Raw genomic sequence first — 18,796 nt, 5'->3', positions numbered from 1 at the left:
TCTCGCGATGGACACCCTTGCCGTCCGGCTAGCAGTTCCCCCTGTCGGGCCTGCAAAGGACTTGCACCTTCAAGTGAGTGCGCCCTGCCGGGCACACCATGCAAAAAACCCCGCATCAATCGCTCGATGCGGGGTCTATGTGCAGAATAAATACGTGCGGGTTACAGTTTCTCGACGTTTTCTGCTTTCAGGCCTTTCGGGCTTTTCACGGTGTCAAAACGGACGCGGTCGTTCTCTGCGAGTGATTTGAAGCCGTTTCCTTTAATCGCCTCATGGTGCACAAAGACATCCGGGCCATTGTCCTGAGTAATAAACCCAAAACCCTTGCGGTCGTTAAACCACTTTACGGTTCCTTCTGCCATGCTGTTCCACCTCCTTTTCGTGGATTGAATAGGGTTCAGAGAAACAAAAAAGGCCCGCAAGAGCGCATCAAAACTCTCACGGACCTAAACCGAATGCTATTCGTTTTTGCTTATAAGAGCCTTACTCTGGATGATAGAATAGCACACTCCGGCCGGTTTGTCAAATCCGACCGAAGCGAGCAGTGGCGTCTGGCCCTGCAAGATTAGGAGAAGGTTGGCAAGTTCTTGCCTGCTCAAACACGAGTCGCATAATCGACCGCAGGTGCATGGTGAAGTCGCGGCCGCATGCTGAAATTGCAGGCGGCACGCGCAGTTAAATGATCTAAATTTAATTGAAATTCATGCTCAAAAGTGGTACGATTGGCAGAAAAGGAGTGGAGACGATTTTTCAGCGGGGGTGGGGCCGGGATTACGGCCGCTGATGAAGGAGTTTGATCTGCCAGCGGGTTACAGCGCGATTCAAGCCGGAGACACGTCTATCGCGGTGATGAGCCGCTATGCAGATGTTTTCTCCGGTTTCAAGTTATCCGACCCGCCGGAGCCGCATCCGCTCGGGCAAAGGGGGAGGGGTTTTTTGATCTCGATGGCGCTCGCTGCGGACGACTCGGAGCCCGCGCTGATCAGGCGATACCTGCGAGGCGGCATCCTGGGCCGTCTCCTAAAGGATTCGTTTGCGCGCATCGGGCGCGCGCGCCCGTTCAGAGAACTGATGATTTCCGAATATGCGCGCGCGGCGGGAGTGCCGACGCCGGAGATAGTGGCAGCCGTCGTTCAGAGGACCGGTCCGTTCACTTACCGCGGCGCTCTCGCGACGCGACAGATCACTCCGGGGGTCGACCTGCGGGAAGAGGCCCTGGCATATGCGCCCGACGACCGGCAGGCGATCGGAGAGAAAAGGCGCTGCATCAGCTCGCTCGGCCGGCTGATAGCGCGGATGCACGCGGCCGGCATCTACCATGCAGACCTGCATCTGAAGAATATCCTCAAATCGGGCGAGCAACTTTACCTTCTCGATCTTGACGGCGCCGCTATCCATGTTCCGCTGCCGGAATATAGAAAACGGATGAACCTGCTGAGGCTGTATCGGTCGGTCCAGAAGATAAACCAGCGCAGGCGGGTGATCACTCGCACGGACCTGCTGCGGTTCGTTCATGCATATGCCGCCGCCTCGCAGACGGCGGAAGAAGACTTGTTGCAGGATATAAAGAAGATGTTGCCGCTGTGGCGGCTGAAGTGGCGGCTTTCGGACTTGTTGAAGGTATAATGCGATGCAAGATGTAAGAGTTGGCGATATCGTGATCGGCCACGGGCGGCCGCTCGCGCTGATCGCAGGGCCGTGCGTGCTAGAGGAAGAGAGCATTACCTTCGAGACCGCCCGGTTTCTGGCAGGCCTGCGCGACAGGCTCAGTGTTCCGGTCATTTTCAAGTCGTCTTATGAGAAGGATAATCGCGGCTCGGAGAAGTCCTATATCGGGCCCGGCGTGATCGAAGGCTGCAAGACGCTCAAGAAGGTCAAGCGGGAATTCGGGCTTCCGGTGCTATCCGACGTGCACCGGCTGAGCGATATCGACGTCGCGGCCGAATATCTCGACGTGCTGCAGATACCCGCATATCTGTGCCAGCAGACCAGCCTTCTCTTGAAGGCCGGGGCGGCGGGCAAGCCGGTAAACGTGAAGAAGGGGCAATTCATCGCGCCCGACGGCATGTCGAGCGCAGTCGGCAAGATCTTGAGCACCGGCAACAACCAGATACTATTGACCGAGCGCGGGAGCTGCTTCGGTTACAACAATCTGGTTAGCGATATCTGCTCGATTCCGGTCATGCAGGCGCTCGGGTTTCCGGTGGTGTTCGACGCGACGCACATCGTGCGCGTGTACGGACTGCCGAGCAAGGACCCGCGGGGCGGCAAGCCGGAGTATGTGCCGCATCTGATGCGGGCCGGCGTGGCGGCGGGCAGCAACGCGCTGTTCCTTGAATGCCATCCCGCGCCGATGAGCGCCAAGTGCGATGCCGCCAGCATGATCCCTCTCGCGGAAATGCAGGCGTTGATGGAGCAGGCCCTCGAGATTGCGGAGGTAGTGCGAAAGCGGAAGTTGGCTTGAAGAAGAAAGGATATACCTGAACCAAAGGGGAGAAAGGGAGAATGAAAATTTTTGTTGATACGGCCAATGTAAAGGCGATCAAGGAGGCGATGGCGCTCGGGATCGTCGATGGTGTTACCACCAATCCGTCGCTTGTATCCAAAGAGGGCGATGACCCGGAGCGCATAATCAAGGAAATCTGCAAAGTGGTCGAGGGCCGGCCGGTAAACGCGGAGGTTCTCAGCCTCGACAGCGACGGCATGGTGAAAGAGGCGCGCGGAATCGCGGCCTGGGCCGATAACATTGTCATAAAGATCCCCATGATGAAAGAGGGGCTCAAAGCGGTAAAGATCCTCGCCGATGAAGGGATCAAGACCAACGTTACCCTCATTTTCTCGGCAACCCAGGCGATTTTGGCGGCAAAGGCGGGCGCCTCATACGTCAGCCCGTTCGTGGGCCGGCTGGATGACATCAGCACCGACGGGATGGACCTGGTCGCCCAAATCGTCGACATCTACGGCAATTATCCGGCAATCGAGACCGAAGTCATCGTCGCCAGCATCCGCCATCCGATCCACGTCATCGACGCGTGCCTGATGGGGGCGGACATCCTGACGATTCCGCCGAAGGTGCTTGAGATGATGGAGCGCCATCCGCTGACGGACAAGGGCATCGAGCTGTTCCTTCAGGACGCGAAGAAGTTCAAAGCAGGAGTTCGGGAAAAGTCGACCGTCCGATGATTGAGCGACTGGTTTTGTCCCGGACTCCGATCCGGGAGCAGGAATCCAGGGTCTGCACCATCTGGCGATCAGAAAAAGAGAAGCAACGGGTTGGGCAAGAGGCCCTTGATTTTCAGGTTTTCAGCCCAAAATTCAGAACTGACCTGACCCGAAATGAATCATGACAAAACTCCCGATTTCGGCATATGTCATTACCCTTAATGAAGAGAAGAACATTCGGCGCTGCCTGGAGAGCCTGCGCGATTTCGAAGAGATCGTCGTTGTTGATTCGTTCAGCAAAGATGCGACCGTTGATATCTGCCGAGAGTACACGGACAAGGTGTATCAGCATGAGTGGCCGGGGCACACGAATCAATATGTCTATGCCGTCTCGCTGACTTCGCATGAGTGGGTGTTCTGGATCGATGCCGACGAGGTGGTCTCGCCGGAACTCGCCGAAGATATTCGGCGGGTATTCGCGAACAGCGCCCCGCAGGATTACGACGGCTACTATGTCTCCCGCATGACGTTTTACCTCGGACGCTGGATTCGACACGGGGCGTGGTATCCCGATTACAAGCTCAGGCTGTTCCGCAAGAGCTCGGGCAAATACGTTAATGATGATCCGCACATGAGCGTGATTGTCGAAGGAAGGACGGCCCGGCTGAACGGAAAGCTCTTGCACTACTCGATGGCGAGTTTCTCCGATCATCTGCGGCGGCTTGATTCGTACACAGACATTTATGCGCATAACCAGATAAAGTCGGAGGCATCATTTCCGCTGTTTTCGATGCTGACCCGACCGCCGCTCAGATTTCTGAAATCGTACGTACTCAAGGCCGGCTTTTTGGACGGCATGCCCGGCTTGATCGTTGCGGCCATGTCTGGATTCACGGTTTTTGCGCGCTACGTCAAATTCTGGGAGAGAAAGCATTCCTAGCAATGTCTCGCCGCGATAAAAAGCGGGTGCGCCTTGGATCCGGCCGCATCGCTTGCGAATCGAAAATATGCCGTTAGAACGATATGATGAATTCGAGCTGCTGGGCCATCATTGGATAGTCAAGTCCGGAATCGTGCAAACGGTCAGGGAGAAAGTCATTCCAGCCATATTTGCTGACAAGCGGCCTCATTTGCGCGTGATCAAGCAAAAGTTTCTCCGCGACCTGTATATTTACCCGGAGGATTCGCCGGAAGTTTTCATCAAGGTCCATAAACACAGGAGGCGGGCTGAAAGAATAAAGAGTCTTGTCAGGCGCTCGAAAGCGCATGCTGAATGGAGCATGGGCTGCCGAATGTTCGAGGCCGGCCTGCCGGTGGCCGAGCCGTATGGATATGGCGAAAAACGCTCGCGGGGACTTGTTACCAGTTGCATTCTCCTTCAGCGGGCACTGCCGGAATGTGAGGCATTCAATTCATTTGTCGTCAATTCGGCCGGCGATCCCACAACCGTCAAACAGGTCCTGAGGTCGCTCGGGGAATTGATTGGCCGAATGCATTCGCTCGGTTTTTGGCATCCGGACCTTCATGCGGGAAACCTTCTTGTCGGCCCGGAACCGGAGAAAAAAATCTGGCTCGTGGACCTTCATGCCGCCGGAGCGGCCGATTCGGTCTTGCGTCGCCGGCGACTCGCCGATCTGACAAAGCTGGTCTTTTCTTTGAGAGATATCTTGACCGAGCCTCAACTGCTTGAAATCCTTCACGGCTACGATCCGGAAGCGGATGAGAAGGCGACACTCAATTTGCTCCGACGGCTCCAAAGAGGGTCCGATTGGTTATACAAGCGCCACATACGAAGCCGATCCAAGAGATGCCTGAAAACGAGCGGCGGTTTCGTGGTGGAGAAGCTTGGGGATCTTACGCTGTACAGGAAGCGGTCGTTTGACGGGCGATCGGTCCTGACTGCAATCGATCGGCATGAGAAGCTTACCTCTGCCGAAGGCCCCGGTCTTGTGAAGGCGACCCCGAAGATGGCGCTCACGGCGTTTGCGATGGAAAGCGGAGGCAGCGAAAAAATATACGTGAAGGAATTCCTAAATATTGGATTCGTAAAATTCCTGGAGGACCTTTTTTATACGCACAAGGGGAAGAGGGCATGGAAGGTCGGCCACCGTCTTAATCTGCTCGGGGTCCCATGCGCCGAGCTCATTGCGCTGGCCGAAAAGCGCGCTTTCGGCTTCCTGACCAAGAGCTATTTGCTCATGAGGGAGCTTCCGGACTCGATCCAGCTTGACACACTGCTGGTTCGAAACTATTTCCGGCTTGATGGCCGCCTGAACAGGGATGAATTCTTAAGGAAAAGACGGCTGATCGAAGCCACCGCTCGATCTGTTCGAGCCCTCCATGACAGAAAAGTGTATCACAAGGATTTGTCTGCCAAGAATGTCCTCGTGGGAACGAAAGCAGACGGAGACCATACATTTTACGTTGTCGATCTGGACAGCATCCAGTTTCCGAGGCGCTTGTCTCTGCGGCGGCGCATCAAGAACCTGGCGCAGCTGACCGGCGTTTCCGATTGCGTGACAGCGACGGATAGACTGAGATTCTACATGAGATATTTCGAGAGAGAAAGTCTTTCATTGAAAGATAAAGTGGTTGTCGCCGGTATTTGCCGGATCAGCCGACGCAGATTGATGCGCGCGCGAAAGGCAGATCAGCAGCGGCGGGCGGAATGGGCGGCAGAGGGGAACCGGGGTGAAGATTCTTCATCTCTTCAGCAACATTAAACTCACCGGTCCCGCCGAGCCGGCGGTAAATCTCTGCGCGTCCTTGAGATCGCTGGGATACGATGTGCAGTTTGCCTGCGGCCGTCCCCATGTCAGCGGCGGCAGCAGCGTCGAGAAGGCGGCTCTCGAAAGAGGTCTCGAACCGATTACCGCTTTTCGGCTGAGCAAGCACATGAGCATCAGGCACAATCTGCGCGACATGAGAAAGCTGCCTTCGTTCCTGCAGGATGCGCGGATCGACATGGTGCACGCGCATCTTGATAACGACCATCTGATAGGCGGCCGTGCAGCACGCAAGGCGAATCGAAACCTTCTCGTCGTGCGAAGCAGCTATTCCGGCGAAGGCATGAAATCTTCTTTGCGAGGCAGGTACTTGTTGCATGAATGCACCGATGGACTCGTGGTGGCGTCTGAGACTGCGAAAGCGAACGTCCTCGCCGGGTTCAGGTTCCCCGAAGAGCGAATCTGGGTAGTCCCCGGCGCAGTTGACACGGACCGCTTCGACCGAGCCAACGTTTCAGCGGACTTTCGGTCCCGCCTCGGATTGTCTGAACAGGATTTTGTTCTCGGGGTCGTGGCGAGGATTCAGCCCCACCGCCGGTTCGACGTCATCCTGAAGGCAATGAAGAGCGTTTCCCTCTCGGACCCGCAGGTGAAGCTCCTGATCGTCGGCCGCGGCACGCGCATGAAACAGGTCGCGGTCGATCCGGTCAGAGAGATGGGCCTCGAAAACCAGGTCAAGTTTGCCGGCTACCACGTGGGACAGGATTATGTCAACACTATCGCATGTTTCGATTCTCTGATCTTTCTGATGCCCGGCACCGATGGAACATGTCGGGCGGTCAGAGAGTCTCTCTCTATGGGCATCCCTGCCATAGTCGCGAGGCGCGGGATGCTGCCGGAAATAGTGGATCATGCCGTGAACGGACTTGTGATTGAGGATTCTCCGGACAGCCTCGCCGCAGCCGTCAGGTATCTCGCGCGGGATCGAAACACGGTCGCTTCGATGTCCGAGCAGGCCCGAAAGAAGGCCCGCGAGAAGTTGGGACTGGATCTTCAGGCCCGGAAAATAGCGGACATCTATGAGAAAATGAGGAATCTGGGAAGGCGAATGGGTCGTGAATGAAATGCAGGTGCTCGCAGGAAAGCAAATCAAACAGACTGTGACGCAATCTCCCGGCACAGATTTTGATCGCCGCACGGAGGCGGAAGCGGCTGCTCTCACCGTTCTGATATCGGATTTCCATCGTCACGGAGGAGGACATACCGTCTATACGGTTATCCTCTCAAAAGGCTTGCAGGCCCTCGGACACAGGCCGATCGTGGCATGTCCCCCTGCCAGTCATCTCGCGATTGAATGCGCCAAAAACTCTATAGAGGTTTTCGACATATTTCGGTTTGACCGAGGTTTTTCGCCCGTCAGCTTTTACCTGGATCTCGCCGCACTCGAATCCATGAAGAGAAAAAACAGGATAGATGTCCTTCATGTCAGCGGCTCGAGAGACCACTGGACGATGGCCGCTTCCAACTTGTTTTCCGCTGAAAAGCTGCCTCTCGTTCGCACGCGCCACAGCACCAAGGAGGTAAGGGACAGCGTTTTCAATCGCTATCTGAACCGGAAACTCACGCACCGCACTATTTCTGTGTGCCATTACGTGAAGGAAATGCTCTTACAATCCCCGGTGTTCAATGGAACCGATATAGATGTGATCCATAATGGCGTCGAACTGGAGGCCTTTCGTCCAATGCCGCCCGACAGACGGATAGTGGACGAGTTTCAGATAACGCCCGCCGACTTTGTCATCGGCATCGTTGGGCGGTTGGACTGGGACAAGGGGCACAAGTATCTTTTCGAGGCGGCGGCTCCGTTGATAAAAGGAGAGTACAAAAACGTTCGAATCCTCGCTGTCGGTTTCGGCAGAGAACGTGAGAATCTGGAGGAAATGTGCCGGCAACTGGGAATCGCTCACCGGGTGAATTTTCTCGGACATCGCCTGGACATGAGGGAATTGATCTCCGTCTTCGATATAGGCGTTCATCCTTCGATCGGGATCGATACGTCGTCATATGCGGTAAAGGAAATGATGGCGATGGAGAAGCCGGTGGTCTGCTCGAGCTACGGAGGGCTGAAGGAGATCGTCGAGGACGGGACAACCGGTTATCTGGTTCCGCCGCACGATTCGGCCGCTTTGCGAGCCGGCATCAAGCGCATGCTCGATTCGAAGGAGTTGCGCGAGTCGATGGGAAGGGCAGCCAGAAGACGGGTGGAGCGCGAATTCAGCGCCGAGGTGTTCGCTCGAAAGACACTTCGGGTGTATGAAAACGCGCTGGAATCGGTTCGAAAGCCGTTAGGGAGCGTAAAGGTCAAATGAGGATCGCTATCGACGCCAGCTCCGCCGCCATCGAGCAGAAAACAGGAGTGGCCAAATACATCACTCGTCTGATTGAGAATCTCGAGGCGCTCGATGATGACAACGAGTATGTCGTGTATTACCGCCTGTCCCGATGGAAGAGGAGGGCGAACTTTTACCGGCCGCGGAAAAGAACGACGAAAGTTAAATTTTTCCAGGAGCCCTTTTTCCGGGGCCGCGGCATTGACGTGTTTCACGGACTGGATGCGCGGCTGCCAGAAATTCGTGGTCCGAAGCTGATCGTTACCATCCACGACCTGTTCTCACTGGTTTCCGACGAGTTCGCCGATGAGAGGTTTCGGAAAAAGAAGATTGCGCGATATCGGGATATCGCTGAGAGGGCCGACGGCATTATCTGCGTTTCCGAAAGCACGCGGCAGGATTTCATTCGCTTTTTTCCGGAGGCTGAGCCGAAGACCCACGTTGTATATCACGGCGTGGACGAGCAGTTCTTCCCCCGGACCGAAGAGGAAATCGAGCGAATCAAAAAGAAGTATGGAATTCGAGCCGATTACCTTCTCCATGTGGGCGAAATCTCGAAGCGGAAAAACCTCTTGCGCATGTTCAAAGCCTTTCGGTCGGCGAGAGAGCGGTTGGGCGAAGACCTGCAATTCGTGGCGGCGGGCAAACTCTCGCATGGACACGAGGACGTGATACGCTATCTGAACGAAAATGGGTGCTCCGATCAAATCCTGCTGACCGGCTATGTTCCGGACGAGGATCTGCCGGCGCTGTACAGCGGAGCGAAATTGCTGCTTTTCACGACCCTCTATGAGGGTTTTGGACTGCCCATACTCGAGGCGCTCGCGTGCGGGACACCCGTCGTGACGTCGGATGTATCCTCAATGAACGAGATAGGAGGCGCCGATACCGTACGAGCGAATCCCCGCTCGGAGGGAGCGATAGCGGAGAAGATAGTTGATGTCCTGAGCCGGCCGTACGAAGTGCGTCAGGAATCCGGTAATTCGGTATTGCTAATGCAGACCGCCGATTGGCGGGAAACGGCGAGGGCCACTCTTGCCGTCTACCGCGCGATTCGCGAATTCTGATACCTACACGCGGCAAACAGGGAATAGAAAAATAGAACTGAAAGCTACAGGCTCGCAAGAATTAATTTGGTTGGAAAGATTCGGCGATTGAGGTGATGACGGAATGAAGGTCGTGATTCTTGCCGGCGGTTTCGGGACGCGGCTGGTCGAAGAGACCGAAATCAAACCAAAGCCAATGGTGGAAGTAGGCGGCCGTCCCATCCTGTGGCACATCATGAAGCATTACGGCCACTACGGCATGAATGAGTTTTTCATCGCCCTCGGGTACAAAGGGGATTTCATCAAGCGGTATTTCCTCGATTACTACACGCTTTCCGGCGACATGACCATCAACCTGCGCAGCGGCAACCTCGAGACCCATGGAAACAACTCCGAAGATTGGACTATCCATCTCGTTGACACGGGCCTGAACACGCTGACCGGAGGCAGAGTAAAACGGCTGGAGCAGTTTTTGAGAGGCGGCACGTTCATGGTGACTTACGGCGACGGCGTGAGCGATATCGATCTGGCCGCGCTCGCGCAGTTCCACAAAGCGAAGGGAAAACTCGCAACCGTGACGGCGGTGCGTCCGCCAGCCCGTTTCGGCGGCTTGATTTTTAACGGCGACCTGGTGGCCGAGTTCACCGAGAAACCGCAAATCGGCGAGGGCTGGATCAACGGAGGCTTTCTGGTCTTCGAACCCGAAATCTTCAGGTATTTCGAGGGCGACAACACCAGCCTTGAAGCCGATTTGCTCGAGCGCCTGGCCGCGGACGGCGAGCTTGCGGCCTACCGCCACAACAGTTTCTGGCAGTGCATGGACACCATGCGCGACCTGCGACTTTTGCGCAGCCTTTGGGAAAATGGAAACCCGCCATGGAGAGTATGGCAATGAACGGCAGCGGTCGAGAACAGTGGTGGCTGGATCGAACCGTCCTCGTGACCGGCGCCTCCGGCCTTGTGGGCAGTTGTCTTACCCGAAAGCTGCTCGATTTGAAGGCGGACGCGGTCTGCCTTGTGCGCGACTGGGTTCCGCAAAGCGAATTCGTGCGAAGCAGTCTGATGGAGAAAGTCAAGGTCGTTCGCGGCGACGTGACTGACCGGAAACTGCTCGAACGAATCATGGGCGAATACGAAATCGACACCATCATTCATCTTGCGGCTCAGACTATCGTCGGGATTGCAAACAGAAATCCCATATCAACCTTTGAAGCGAATATCGCCGGCACGTGGAATCTGCTGGAGGCCGCCCGGCGCAGTCCCACCATAAAACAGATAGTGCTCGCCTCGTCAGACAAGGCATACGGAGCGAACGATCACCTGCCGTACAACGAGACCTGCCCGCTCAAGGGAACGCACCCGTACGACGTCAGCAAATCGTGCGCCGACCTGATCGCGCAGTCCTATGCGAAGACATACCGGCTTCCCGTCGCAATAACGCGCTGCGGCAATTTCTATGGAGAAGGAGACCTTAACTGGAATCGCATAATACCCGGGACCATCCGATCGGTCCTCCGAGGCAAGCGTCCGGTGATCCGGTCCGACGGCAAGTACGTCAGGGACTATTTTTATGTCGAGGACGGCGCCGAGGCCTACCTGCTGCTGGCGGAGCGGCTGGCGGCGGACGAACGGTTATACGGCGAAGCGTTCAACTTTTCGAATGAGACGCCGGTAACGGTGCTCGATCTCGTCAAAAAAATCATGATGCTTATGGAATCCTCGCTCGAGCCGGACATCCGCAACGAAGCCGTGAATGAGATACGCGAGCAGTTCCTGAACGCCGAGAAGGCCCGCAAGACATTCGGCTGGCGGCCTTCCTTCAGTCTCGAAGAGGGGCTCAAGCGGACTATTAACTGGTATCGAGATTTTCTGGGAACGCGCGCATGAGCAGCATAGAAGTTTGCCGATCGTGTGACAGCCCCTCGTTAGAGGTTATCCTCTCGCTGGGGCGGACGCCGCTTGCCAACGCACTGCTCGACGATGAACAGTTGAACAGGCCGGAACCCGAATACCCGCTCGAACTCGCTTTTTGCCCGGTGTGTTCGCTCGTTCAGTTAACGGAAACCGTTCCGCCCGATCTTCTGTTTCGCGAATACCTGTACTTCTCTTCCTTTTCGGACACGATGCTGAAACACGCGGAACAATTAGTGGAGGGATTGATCGAAAAGCGGCGGCTCGATGGGAAGAGTCTCGTTGTGGAGATCGCGAGCAATGACGGGTACCTGCTGCAGTACTACCACCGCAAAAAGATTCGGACGCTCGGAATAGAGCCTGCGGTAAACGTAGCCCGCGTCGCGCGGGAGGAGCGCGGGATACCGACCGTGTGCGAGTTCTTCGGGGAAGACCTCGCCCGCTCGCTTCGGGAAGACGGCAAGCAGGCGGACGTCATCCACGCACATAATGTGCTCGCTCATGCGGCCGATTTGAAGGGGTTCGTGCGGGGCATAAAACTGCTTCTCAAGGATGGAGGCGTCGCCGTCATCGAGGCGCCCTATCTTGTCGATCTGATCGAGCATTGCGAATTCGACACCATTTACCATGAACATTTGTGCTATTTTTCGCTGACCTCGCTGGTCAATCTATTCAGGCCGCATGATCTCAGCGTCGTTCATGTGGAAAGAATGCCGATTCATGGAGGGTCGCTTCGCCTCTTCCTGGCGAAGAATTCGCCGCAGGGCGCAGTCGTTGACGAATTGCTCCGGCAGGAGGCCGAGCGGGGAATCTCGCATGAAGCGTTTTACGCCGCCTTTGCCGATCGGGTGGGAAAACTGAAGACAGACCTGGTTGATATCCTCTCGGGGTTGAAACGGTCGGGCAAGCGGATAGCCGCTTACGGCGCCGCGGCAAAGGGAAGCACGCTGCTCAACTACTGCGGAATCGGGCGCAAGCTGATCGATTTCGTCGTCGATCGCAGCACCTACAAGCAGGGGCGCCACATGCCGGGCGTGCACCTGCCCATATATGCGCCCGAAAAACTTCTGGAGGAGGTGCCGGATTACGTGCTCCTCCTGACTTGGAATTTTGCCGATGAGATCCTGCGACAGCAATCGGAATACAGGCGGCGGGGCGGCAGGTTCATTATTCCCGTGCCGGAAGTGAGGGTTTTGTGATATTGAAGGAAACAAAGCTGGCCGGCGCTTTTGTTGTCGAACCCGAACGATTTGAGGACGTGCGGGGCTTCTTCGCCAGAATGTACAGTCCGAAGGAATTCGAGGCGAGGGGATTGAACCCGCGCCTGAGCGATTGCAGCATCTCGTTCAACAAGAAGAAGAACACGCTGCGGGGCATGCATTTTCAGACCGCGCCGTACGAGCAGGCGAAACTGGTTCGCTGCACGATGGGCGCGATCTACGACGTGATCATCGATCTGCGGCCGGAATCAAAAACCTTCAAGCAGTGGACAGCGGCCGAGCTGACAGCCGAAAACAGAACAATGCTGTATGTGCCCGAAGGATTCGCTCACGGGTTCCAGACGCTGAAGGATGACACCGAGGTGCTCTACCAGATGTCGGGACAATACGCGCCGGACCTCGCGTCGGGTGTACGATGGGATGATCCGGCTTTCGGCATTCAGTGGCCGGCCGCGCAAGAGCGGATCATTTTGGGCAGAGATCGGGAATATCCGGATTTTGTAATTTAATATGGCAAGCCTAGAAAAAATACATTATGCAAAACCCTCCGTGACAGATTTAGAAATTGCTTATGTTACGGATGCGATTACCAACGGGTGGGGCGAACATTGTTATGATTACATTACAAAATTTGAAAATGCGTTCAAGAAATACCTGGGCGTGGAGTTCGCGGTTGCGACATCTTCATGCACGGGAGCTCTTCATCTGGCGCTCGCGGTGCTGAATGTGGGATATGGCGACGAAATTATCATCGGCGACATCAATTGGATCGCTTCGGTCGCCCCGGTGGTATATCTCGGTGCAAAACCGGTGTTCGTTGATGTTCTCCCGGATTCCTGGTGCATTGATCCTGAAAGAATTGAGGAGGCCATTACGCCTCGCACAAAAGCAATAATAGCTGTTCATCTTTATGGGAATCTTGCGGAGATGGACCGGATAATGGCTGTGGCACGAAAGCATAATCTGTATGTTATAGAAGACGCCGCCGAGGCTCTTGGCTCGGAGTATAGAGGCAAGAAAGCCGGCTCCATCGCACACTTCGGTGTCTTCTCTTTTCACGGAACGAAGACAGTTTCCACCGGCGAGGGAGGCATGCTCGTAACAAATCAAGAGGATTTATTTAAGGCCGCATGCATTCTCGCAAATCATGGCAGGAATCCGGAAGTTAAGAAAATGTTCTTTCCCGACAGAATCGGGTATAAATATAAATTGTCGAATCTTCAGGCGGCGATGGGATTGGCGCAGGTCGAGCGAGTCGATGAATTGGTTTCGAAGAAGAGAGAAATCTTTTTCCAATACAGGAATAGTCTTTCAGTTCTACCAGAACTTTCATTTAATCCTGAGCCGCCGCACACAATAAACAGCTATTGGATGCCAACTGTCATCTTCGATAGGAAACTAAAAATAAATCGAGATCAGGTCATAAAACATTTCAAAGACAAATATGTCGATATGCGCCCATTCTTTTATCCGCTCTCTTCTCTCCCCATGTTTGATAAGAAGCTCACGAATACCGTCTCTTATGACACTTATGAAAGAGGCATTAATTTGCCGAGCTATTACGATTTAAATCAGGAAAATGTAGAATTTATCTGCAAGCAATTAAGGGATTTTCTGAAGGAAAAATGCAGGAAATGAAGAAGATAGTTTTATGGGGAGCCACGGGACAGGCTGTTGTTCTCGAAGAATTTCTCCCCCTATTGGGTTATCGTATCATTTCAGTCTTCGATAATGATGCTTCGGCGAGATCGCCTTTCCCCAACGTACCAATATATTATGGTATGTCAGGCTTTAAAGAATGGAAGGCCAGGAATAACTCGAAAGATGTTTACTGTCTCGTAGCCATAGGCGGACCAAATGGGAAGGACAGATTGGAAATCCAGAATTTTCTGGAAAAACAAGGACTCATCTCTGTTGTGGCTGTTCATCCAAAAGCATTCGTGGCAAGTACCGTGAAGATCGGCGCGGGAACTCAAGTATTAGCGAACTCTGCGATCTGCGCAAGGGCAAGCTTGGGTTTATCTGCTATAGTCAACACCTCCGCGAGCATAGATCATGAATGCGTTATTGGTGATGGAGTGCATGTTGGACCAGGCGCAACGCTTGCAGGATGCGTCTGGGTAGGAAACTGCAGCTTCATTGGAGCAGGTGCAGTTGTACTTCCTAGGATAAGAATTGGAGAACGTTCAATTATAGGCGCCGGTTCGATTGTCACAAAAGATATACCAGATGATACAGTGGCTTTTGGTGTGCCCGCAGAGATTACAGGAAAAAGAGATGGATATTATTGAACAGTTTCAAAAAGAAAGAAAAGAAAATATTGAACGGCTGGGCAAGAGTCAATATCTTAAACAAATGGGCATCGACTTCATTATTAAGACTGCCAAATATAAATACTCCTATAATTTCACATGGCTCGGCAGGCCTATAATACAGTTCCCCCAGGATATCCTTGCGATGCAGGAGATCATTTGGGAGGTCAAACCGGATTTGATCATTGAAACGGGCATAGCGCATGGAGGATCGATTGTTCTTTCTGCTTCAATGCTTGAGTTAATCGGTAAGGGAGAGGTTCTGGGAATCGATATCGACATCCGCCCGCACAACCGTAAGGCTATCGAGGAACATCCTCTATATAAACGCATTACGCTTCTTGAAGGTTCTTCCATTGCGTCCGAGATTCTCAGTAAGGTCGAGAATTTCGCGAAGATGAGGGATAAAATCCTGGTCTTTCTTGATTCCTCTCATACGTATGATCATGTCCTCGCAGAATTAAGAACTTATTCCAAATTTGTTTCAATAGGAAGTTATTTGGTAGTTTTTGACACGGTGATAGAAGACATGCCCGAGGAGCTTTTTAGTGGAAAACCTTGGAAGAAAGGCAACAATCCGAAAATCGCCGTCAGGGATTTTTTGAAAATGACTGATGCTTTCGTTGAAGTAGATGATATCCCGAACAAGCTTCTCATAACCGTTGCGCCTGGTGGCTATCTCAAAAGAGTCAGATAAATTTTGGCGACAATTCCTCAAGATACGAATAAGGCTCCGGATGTAACAATTGGTCTTCCCGTCTACAATGGGGAAAGCTATCTCCGGCAGGCGCTCGACTCGCTGCTCGCGCAGGATTATCCGGATTTCAAGCTGATCATTTCCGACAATGCCTCCACCGATTCCACCTCCGCCATCTGCCAGGAATACGCGGCAAAGGATCGTCGCATCGAATACCATCGGAACGAGCGGAATATCGGAGCTCTCGAGAACTTCAAGCAGGTGTTCCGGATGTCCGACTCGAAGTATTTCATGTGGGCGGCTCATGATGACCTGTGGCGCCCGTCCTACATTCGCAAATGCGTCGAGGCGCTCGAACAAAATCCGGATGCCGTGCTCGCGTACAGCGACATTCTGTTCATAGATGAGAATGGCGAGCCACTGGATATGCCTTATTCGTTCGGCGCCGGCGGCTGCGGTCTTGCGGGGCGCGTGGCCGCGATGGCCGCATCGAAGGGGCGCCACATTGGGTGGTACGAGATTTACGGGGTCATCCGAAGCGATGCCTTGAGGCAAACGTCTCTCCCGCGAAACGTCTTCGGGCCCGACGTGGTTCTCATGATGGAACTGTGTCTGCTCGGATCGTTCTTAAGGGTCCCGGAAAGACTTTTTCTCTATCGCATGGTCCGCAAAACGCCCAAGGAACAGTTGGATCAGCTCGCGCCGGAAAATGCCGACAAACCTCTGTCTCTGCCATATTCCGGACTTTGCGGAAATCTCTTGAACGTGATATGGGCCTCCAAGTTGAGTTTTCTCACAAAGTTTTCCCTGCACGGGGTCTTTATTGGCGCGTTGTGCCTTCGCAATCCGCGGTGGGTGAAGAAAATACAACTCGAAAAAACTTCTCTCCTCGCCGAGTCGCTGAAGATGGGAAACATCAAGGGAGGCGCGAAGAACCTGCTCCTCATCCTGGTCTGCACATTAGCTCGTCTTTCCGGAAAAACGTGGCTGGCGTTGGAAAGCGGCGGACGATACGTTAACAGGTTCTTTACGGGCGGCAAGAATCGACCACAGCGCATGAGCACCGGGTATTGAGATAGAGATGTCAGGCAATCCCCAAAAAGCGGTGACAATCGTTATCGCCAATTACAATGGACGGGCGCTGCTGGAGAAGTATTTGCCGCACGCAGTGGCCGCTGCCGACTATTATTCTTTCGACACGGAGATAATCGTGGTTGATGATGCGAGCATCGACGACAGCGTCGCCTATCTGGAGAAGCATCATCCTTCGGTCCGGGTGATTCGGCATGCGGTGAACCTCGGCTTCGGGCGGGCCAGCGATACTGGAATCCGCGCCGCCCGAAATCCTGTTGTCATTTTGCTCAATACGGACGTCTGCGTGAGGGAGGATTTCATTGCTCCTCTTGTCTCGCACTTCGCCGCTGATGATGTTTTTGCGGTGATGGCGATGTCTCTGAGAGAGGACGGTCATACGCCGGGCGAACTGGTCAAGGTTCCATTCTTCAAGCGAGGATATCTAAAGTTTGTGAGCTCCGAAAATGCGGATTTGCAGAAGGTCGTTTCAGAGAACGACGGTTTTCCTTCTTACTCATTTTATGCAGTCGGCGGACACTGCGCCCTAGACAGGGCGAAATATTTTGAGTTAAAAGGCTTTGATGAATTATATTATCCTTTCTATTTTGAGGACGTGGATTTGTGCTACCGCGGATGGAAGAGAGGATGGAAGACGATCTTTGAGCCAAGAAGTATTGTCTACCACTATCACGACTCGGGCTCGATCCGATCGAAGCACCGAGAGGCCTATATCGGCAATATCATTCGGAGAAACCGATTGCTCTTCGTCTGGAAAAACATAACATCGCCAAGGTACTTCTGCTTGAATCACCTGCTTCCTGTATTGTTCAGAAGCATTGCAGGAATTTTCGTGCTCGACGTGAGCTTCCTCAGGGCTCTTTTCGGAGCGCTCCGGCGGCTGCCGCTCGCGTTGAAGAGACGAAAAGAAGAAAAGCTGCAGGAGCGGATACTGAGCGACGAAGAGATATTCAAACTGATACTGTCTGGCTCGAAAAGCTTCAAAAAGGAACTGCTTCATGAAGTTGGCGCTTCTGCATCCATCCTTGACCAATAAGAGGGGCGCAGAGAACCTGATGATGTGGTTAAGCGGCGGGTTGGCCGCCAGGGGTCATGAAGTCACCCTTTTCACGGAAGCGATCGCTCGCGAGTTGTGGCCGGAATATTCGCCCGAAACGTTCGAAGTCCACCTGCTTCCACGAAGCGGGTTGAGGAGACTGCTCAAATCCAAGAGAGTCGCTGTCTTTCAACAAGTCTGGCGCCTATCAAAGCTTCTCGAACCGTTTGACATCATTGTTCCGTCGGTCCCGCCCTCGCATCTCTGGGTCACGCAAGCCAAAAAAATGAATCCGCGGATAAACGGACACGTCTTCTGGTATTTCGAAGGGCCGCTGCGCCGTTTCTACTGGAAAGTCACTGAGCGCCACTTGCTTGATCATCAGAAGCACTGTATTAACCCCAACTACAATCTCCACCTTTCCCGCGATATCGAATATCATGTCATGCGGGATCAGAAGAGAAAAAGGGAGAGGGAGTATTCGTGGGATAGAGAGGCGGCCGGCAGAATCGACCGAATCATCGCGTACAGCAGATTCAGCGCCGAGAGTTTTGAACAGGTTTTCAGCACGCCGGTTTCGGTTTGTTATCCCGGGATTCCCTGCGGCCAGGGCAACCACAATGATTCGCGCCAGCCGGGCGAATACGTATTGGCGGTGGCTCCCCTCTGGGCAAAGAAGAACGTTTATAATATTATCGAAGCTCTCGCGATCTTATCCGCGCGATCCAGCCAAAGCGCAATCAAACTGAAGATAGTGGGAAAGGGGCCGTGTCTGTCGGATCTCAAGGCGCTGGCCGAAACCAGGAAACTCGCGCCCCGCATCGAATTTATAGAATATCTATCGGACGAAGAATTAACGGAAGCATACCGGAAGGCGCGGATGACCGTCTATGTTCCCATCGATGAACCGTTCGGGCTGATAGCGGTTGAATCCATGAATCAACGTGTACCCCCTATTGTGTCGAATCACGGAGGACTTGCAGAGATCGTGACCCACGGCGAAACCGGGCTCCTGGTCAACCCATTCGATCCCGCCGAGGTCGCGCGCGCCATCGAGTTGCTCTGGAATGAAGAAGACAAGAATCTTCAAATGGGTCTCGCCGGAAAACAGAGGGTCGAGCGGCTTTTTACTCTGGACCGGTGCCTGGATCGCTTCGAAGACTTGATAGCGACGGAAACGCGCAAAGGCTAACCACCCATGGCG

At 54.0% G+C, this 18,796-nt stretch carries 19 protein-coding genes; 18 read left to right on the top strand and 1 reads right to left on the bottom strand.

Going from position 1 to position 18,796, the window contains the following annotated elements; all coding sequences use genetic code 11:
* Positions 1 to 161: 161 nt before the first annotated feature.
* Positions 162 to 362 carry a cold-shock protein gene (locus C4520_03930; protein ID RJP24584.1) on the bottom strand — a complete coding sequence of 67 codons (201 nt, stop codon included), beginning with the start codon at positions 360 to 362 and terminating at the stop codon, positions 162 to 164.
* A gap of 397 nt (positions 363 to 759) precedes the next feature.
* On the opposite strand from C4520_03930, the gene C4520_03925 reads away from it, so the two are divergent.
* The 18 genes from C4520_03925 (at position 760) to C4520_03840 (ending at position 18,784) form a co-directional block, all read left to right on the top strand.
* Complete coding sequence (locus tag C4520_03925) at positions 760 to 1,626, top strand: hypothetical protein (GenBank protein ID RJP24583.1); 867 nt, start codon at positions 760 to 762, stop codon at positions 1,624 to 1,626.
* A 4-nt stretch (positions 1,627 to 1,630) separates the two neighbouring features.
* Entirely contained in the window at positions 1,631 to 2,464 is an 834-nt protein-coding gene (locus tag C4520_03920; GenBank protein RJP24582.1) for a 3-deoxy-8-phosphooctulonate synthase, read from the top strand.
* A gap of 41 nt (positions 2,465 to 2,505) precedes the next feature.
* On the top strand, positions 2,506 to 3,183 hold the full coding sequence (gene fsa / locus C4520_03915) for a fructose-6-phosphate aldolase (protein RJP24581.1): 678 nt from the start codon (positions 2,506 to 2,508) through the stop codon (positions 3,181 to 3,183).
* Positions 3,184 to 3,343: 160 nt separating this feature from the next.
* On the top strand, positions 3,344 to 4,102 hold the full coding sequence (locus C4520_03910; GenBank protein ID RJP24580.1) for a glycosyltransferase family 2 protein: 759 nt from the start codon (positions 3,344 to 3,346) through the stop codon (positions 4,100 to 4,102).
* A gap of 52 nt (positions 4,103 to 4,154) precedes the next feature.
* Positions 4,155 to 5,885 carry a hypothetical protein gene (locus tag C4520_03905; GenBank protein ID RJP24579.1) on the top strand — a complete coding sequence of 577 codons (1,731 nt, stop codon included), beginning with the start codon at positions 4,155 to 4,157 and terminating at the stop codon, positions 5,883 to 5,885.
* Positions 5,854 to 7,011, top strand: coding sequence for a glycosyltransferase family 1 protein (locus tag C4520_03900; GenBank protein ID RJP24578.1), 1,158 nt, complete (start codon positions 5,854 to 5,856; stop codon positions 7,009 to 7,011). The genes C4520_03905 and C4520_03900 overlap by 32 nt, the downstream gene beginning before the upstream one ends.
* A 1-nt stretch (position 7,012) precedes the next feature.
* Positions 7,013 to 8,257, top strand: a complete 1,245-nt coding sequence (locus C4520_03895) for a glycosyltransferase family 1 protein (GenBank protein RJP24577.1) — start codon at positions 7,013 to 7,015, stop codon at positions 8,255 to 8,257.
* Positions 8,254 to 9,345: a glycosyltransferase family 1 protein gene (locus C4520_03890; GenBank protein ID RJP24576.1), complete on the top strand. Its 1,092-nt coding sequence runs from the start codon at positions 8,254 to 8,256 to the stop codon at positions 9,343 to 9,345. Before C4520_03895 ends, C4520_03890 begins: the two co-directional genes overlap by 4 nt.
* A gap of 103 nt (positions 9,346 to 9,448) precedes the next feature.
* Positions 9,449 to 10,219, top strand: coding sequence for a glucose-1-phosphate cytidylyltransferase (gene rfbF / locus C4520_03885; GenBank protein RJP24575.1), 771 nt, complete (start codon positions 9,449 to 9,451; stop codon positions 10,217 to 10,219).
* The gene (locus tag C4520_03880) at positions 10,210 to 11,211 is read left to right on the top strand and encodes an NAD-dependent epimerase/dehydratase family protein (GenBank protein ID RJP24574.1); all 1,002 of its coding nucleotides are present in this window, start codon (positions 10,210 to 10,212) and stop codon (positions 11,209 to 11,211) included. Before rfbF ends, C4520_03880 begins: the two co-directional genes overlap by 10 nt.
* Positions 11,208 to 12,434 carry a class I SAM-dependent methyltransferase gene (locus tag C4520_03875; GenBank protein ID RJP24573.1) on the top strand — a complete coding sequence of 409 codons (1,227 nt, stop codon included), beginning with the start codon at positions 11,208 to 11,210 and terminating at the stop codon, positions 12,432 to 12,434. The genes C4520_03880 and C4520_03875 overlap by 4 nt, the downstream gene beginning before the upstream one ends.
* Positions 12,431 to 12,964 carry a dTDP-4-dehydrorhamnose 3,5-epimerase gene (gene rfbC, locus C4520_03870; GenBank protein ID RJP24572.1) on the top strand — a complete coding sequence of 178 codons (534 nt, stop codon included), beginning with the start codon at positions 12,431 to 12,433 and terminating at the stop codon, positions 12,962 to 12,964. The genes C4520_03875 and rfbC overlap by 4 nt, the downstream gene beginning before the upstream one ends.
* A 1-nt stretch (position 12,965) precedes the next feature.
* Positions 12,966 to 14,093, top strand: coding sequence for a DegT/DnrJ/EryC1/StrS family aminotransferase (locus tag C4520_03865; GenBank protein ID RJP24571.1), 1,128 nt, complete (start codon positions 12,966 to 12,968; stop codon positions 14,091 to 14,093).
* Positions 14,090 to 14,746, top strand: a complete 657-nt coding sequence (locus tag C4520_03860; protein RJP24585.1) for an acetyltransferase — start codon at positions 14,090 to 14,092, stop codon at positions 14,744 to 14,746. Before C4520_03865 ends, C4520_03860 begins: the two co-directional genes overlap by 4 nt.
* On the top strand, positions 14,733 to 15,464 hold the full coding sequence (locus C4520_03855) for a cephalosporin hydroxylase (GenBank protein RJP24570.1): 732 nt from the start codon (positions 14,733 to 14,735) through the stop codon (positions 15,462 to 15,464). The genes C4520_03860 and C4520_03855 overlap by 14 nt, the downstream gene beginning before the upstream one ends.
* Positions 15,465 to 16,538, top strand: coding sequence for a glycosyltransferase (locus C4520_03850; GenBank protein RJP24569.1), 1,074 nt, complete (start codon positions 15,465 to 15,467; stop codon positions 16,536 to 16,538).
* A gap of 7 nt (positions 16,539 to 16,545) precedes the next feature.
* Positions 16,546 to 17,592: a glycosyltransferase gene (locus tag C4520_03845; protein RJP24568.1), complete on the top strand. Its 1,047-nt coding sequence runs from the start codon at positions 16,546 to 16,548 to the stop codon at positions 17,590 to 17,592.
* Positions 17,555 to 18,784: a glycosyltransferase family 1 protein gene (locus C4520_03840; protein RJP24567.1), complete on the top strand. Its 1,230-nt coding sequence runs from the start codon at positions 17,555 to 17,557 to the stop codon at positions 18,782 to 18,784. The genes C4520_03845 and C4520_03840 overlap by 38 nt, the downstream gene beginning before the upstream one ends.
* The last annotated feature ends 12 nt before the right edge of the window (positions 18,785 to 18,796 follow it).

The organism is Candidatus Abyssobacteria bacterium SURF_5, assembly GCA_003598085.1.
Classification (GTDB): Bacteria; Abyssobacteria; SURF-5; order SURF-5; family SURF-5; genus SURF-5.
This window is presented reverse-complemented; position numbering and strand designations above follow the sequence as displayed.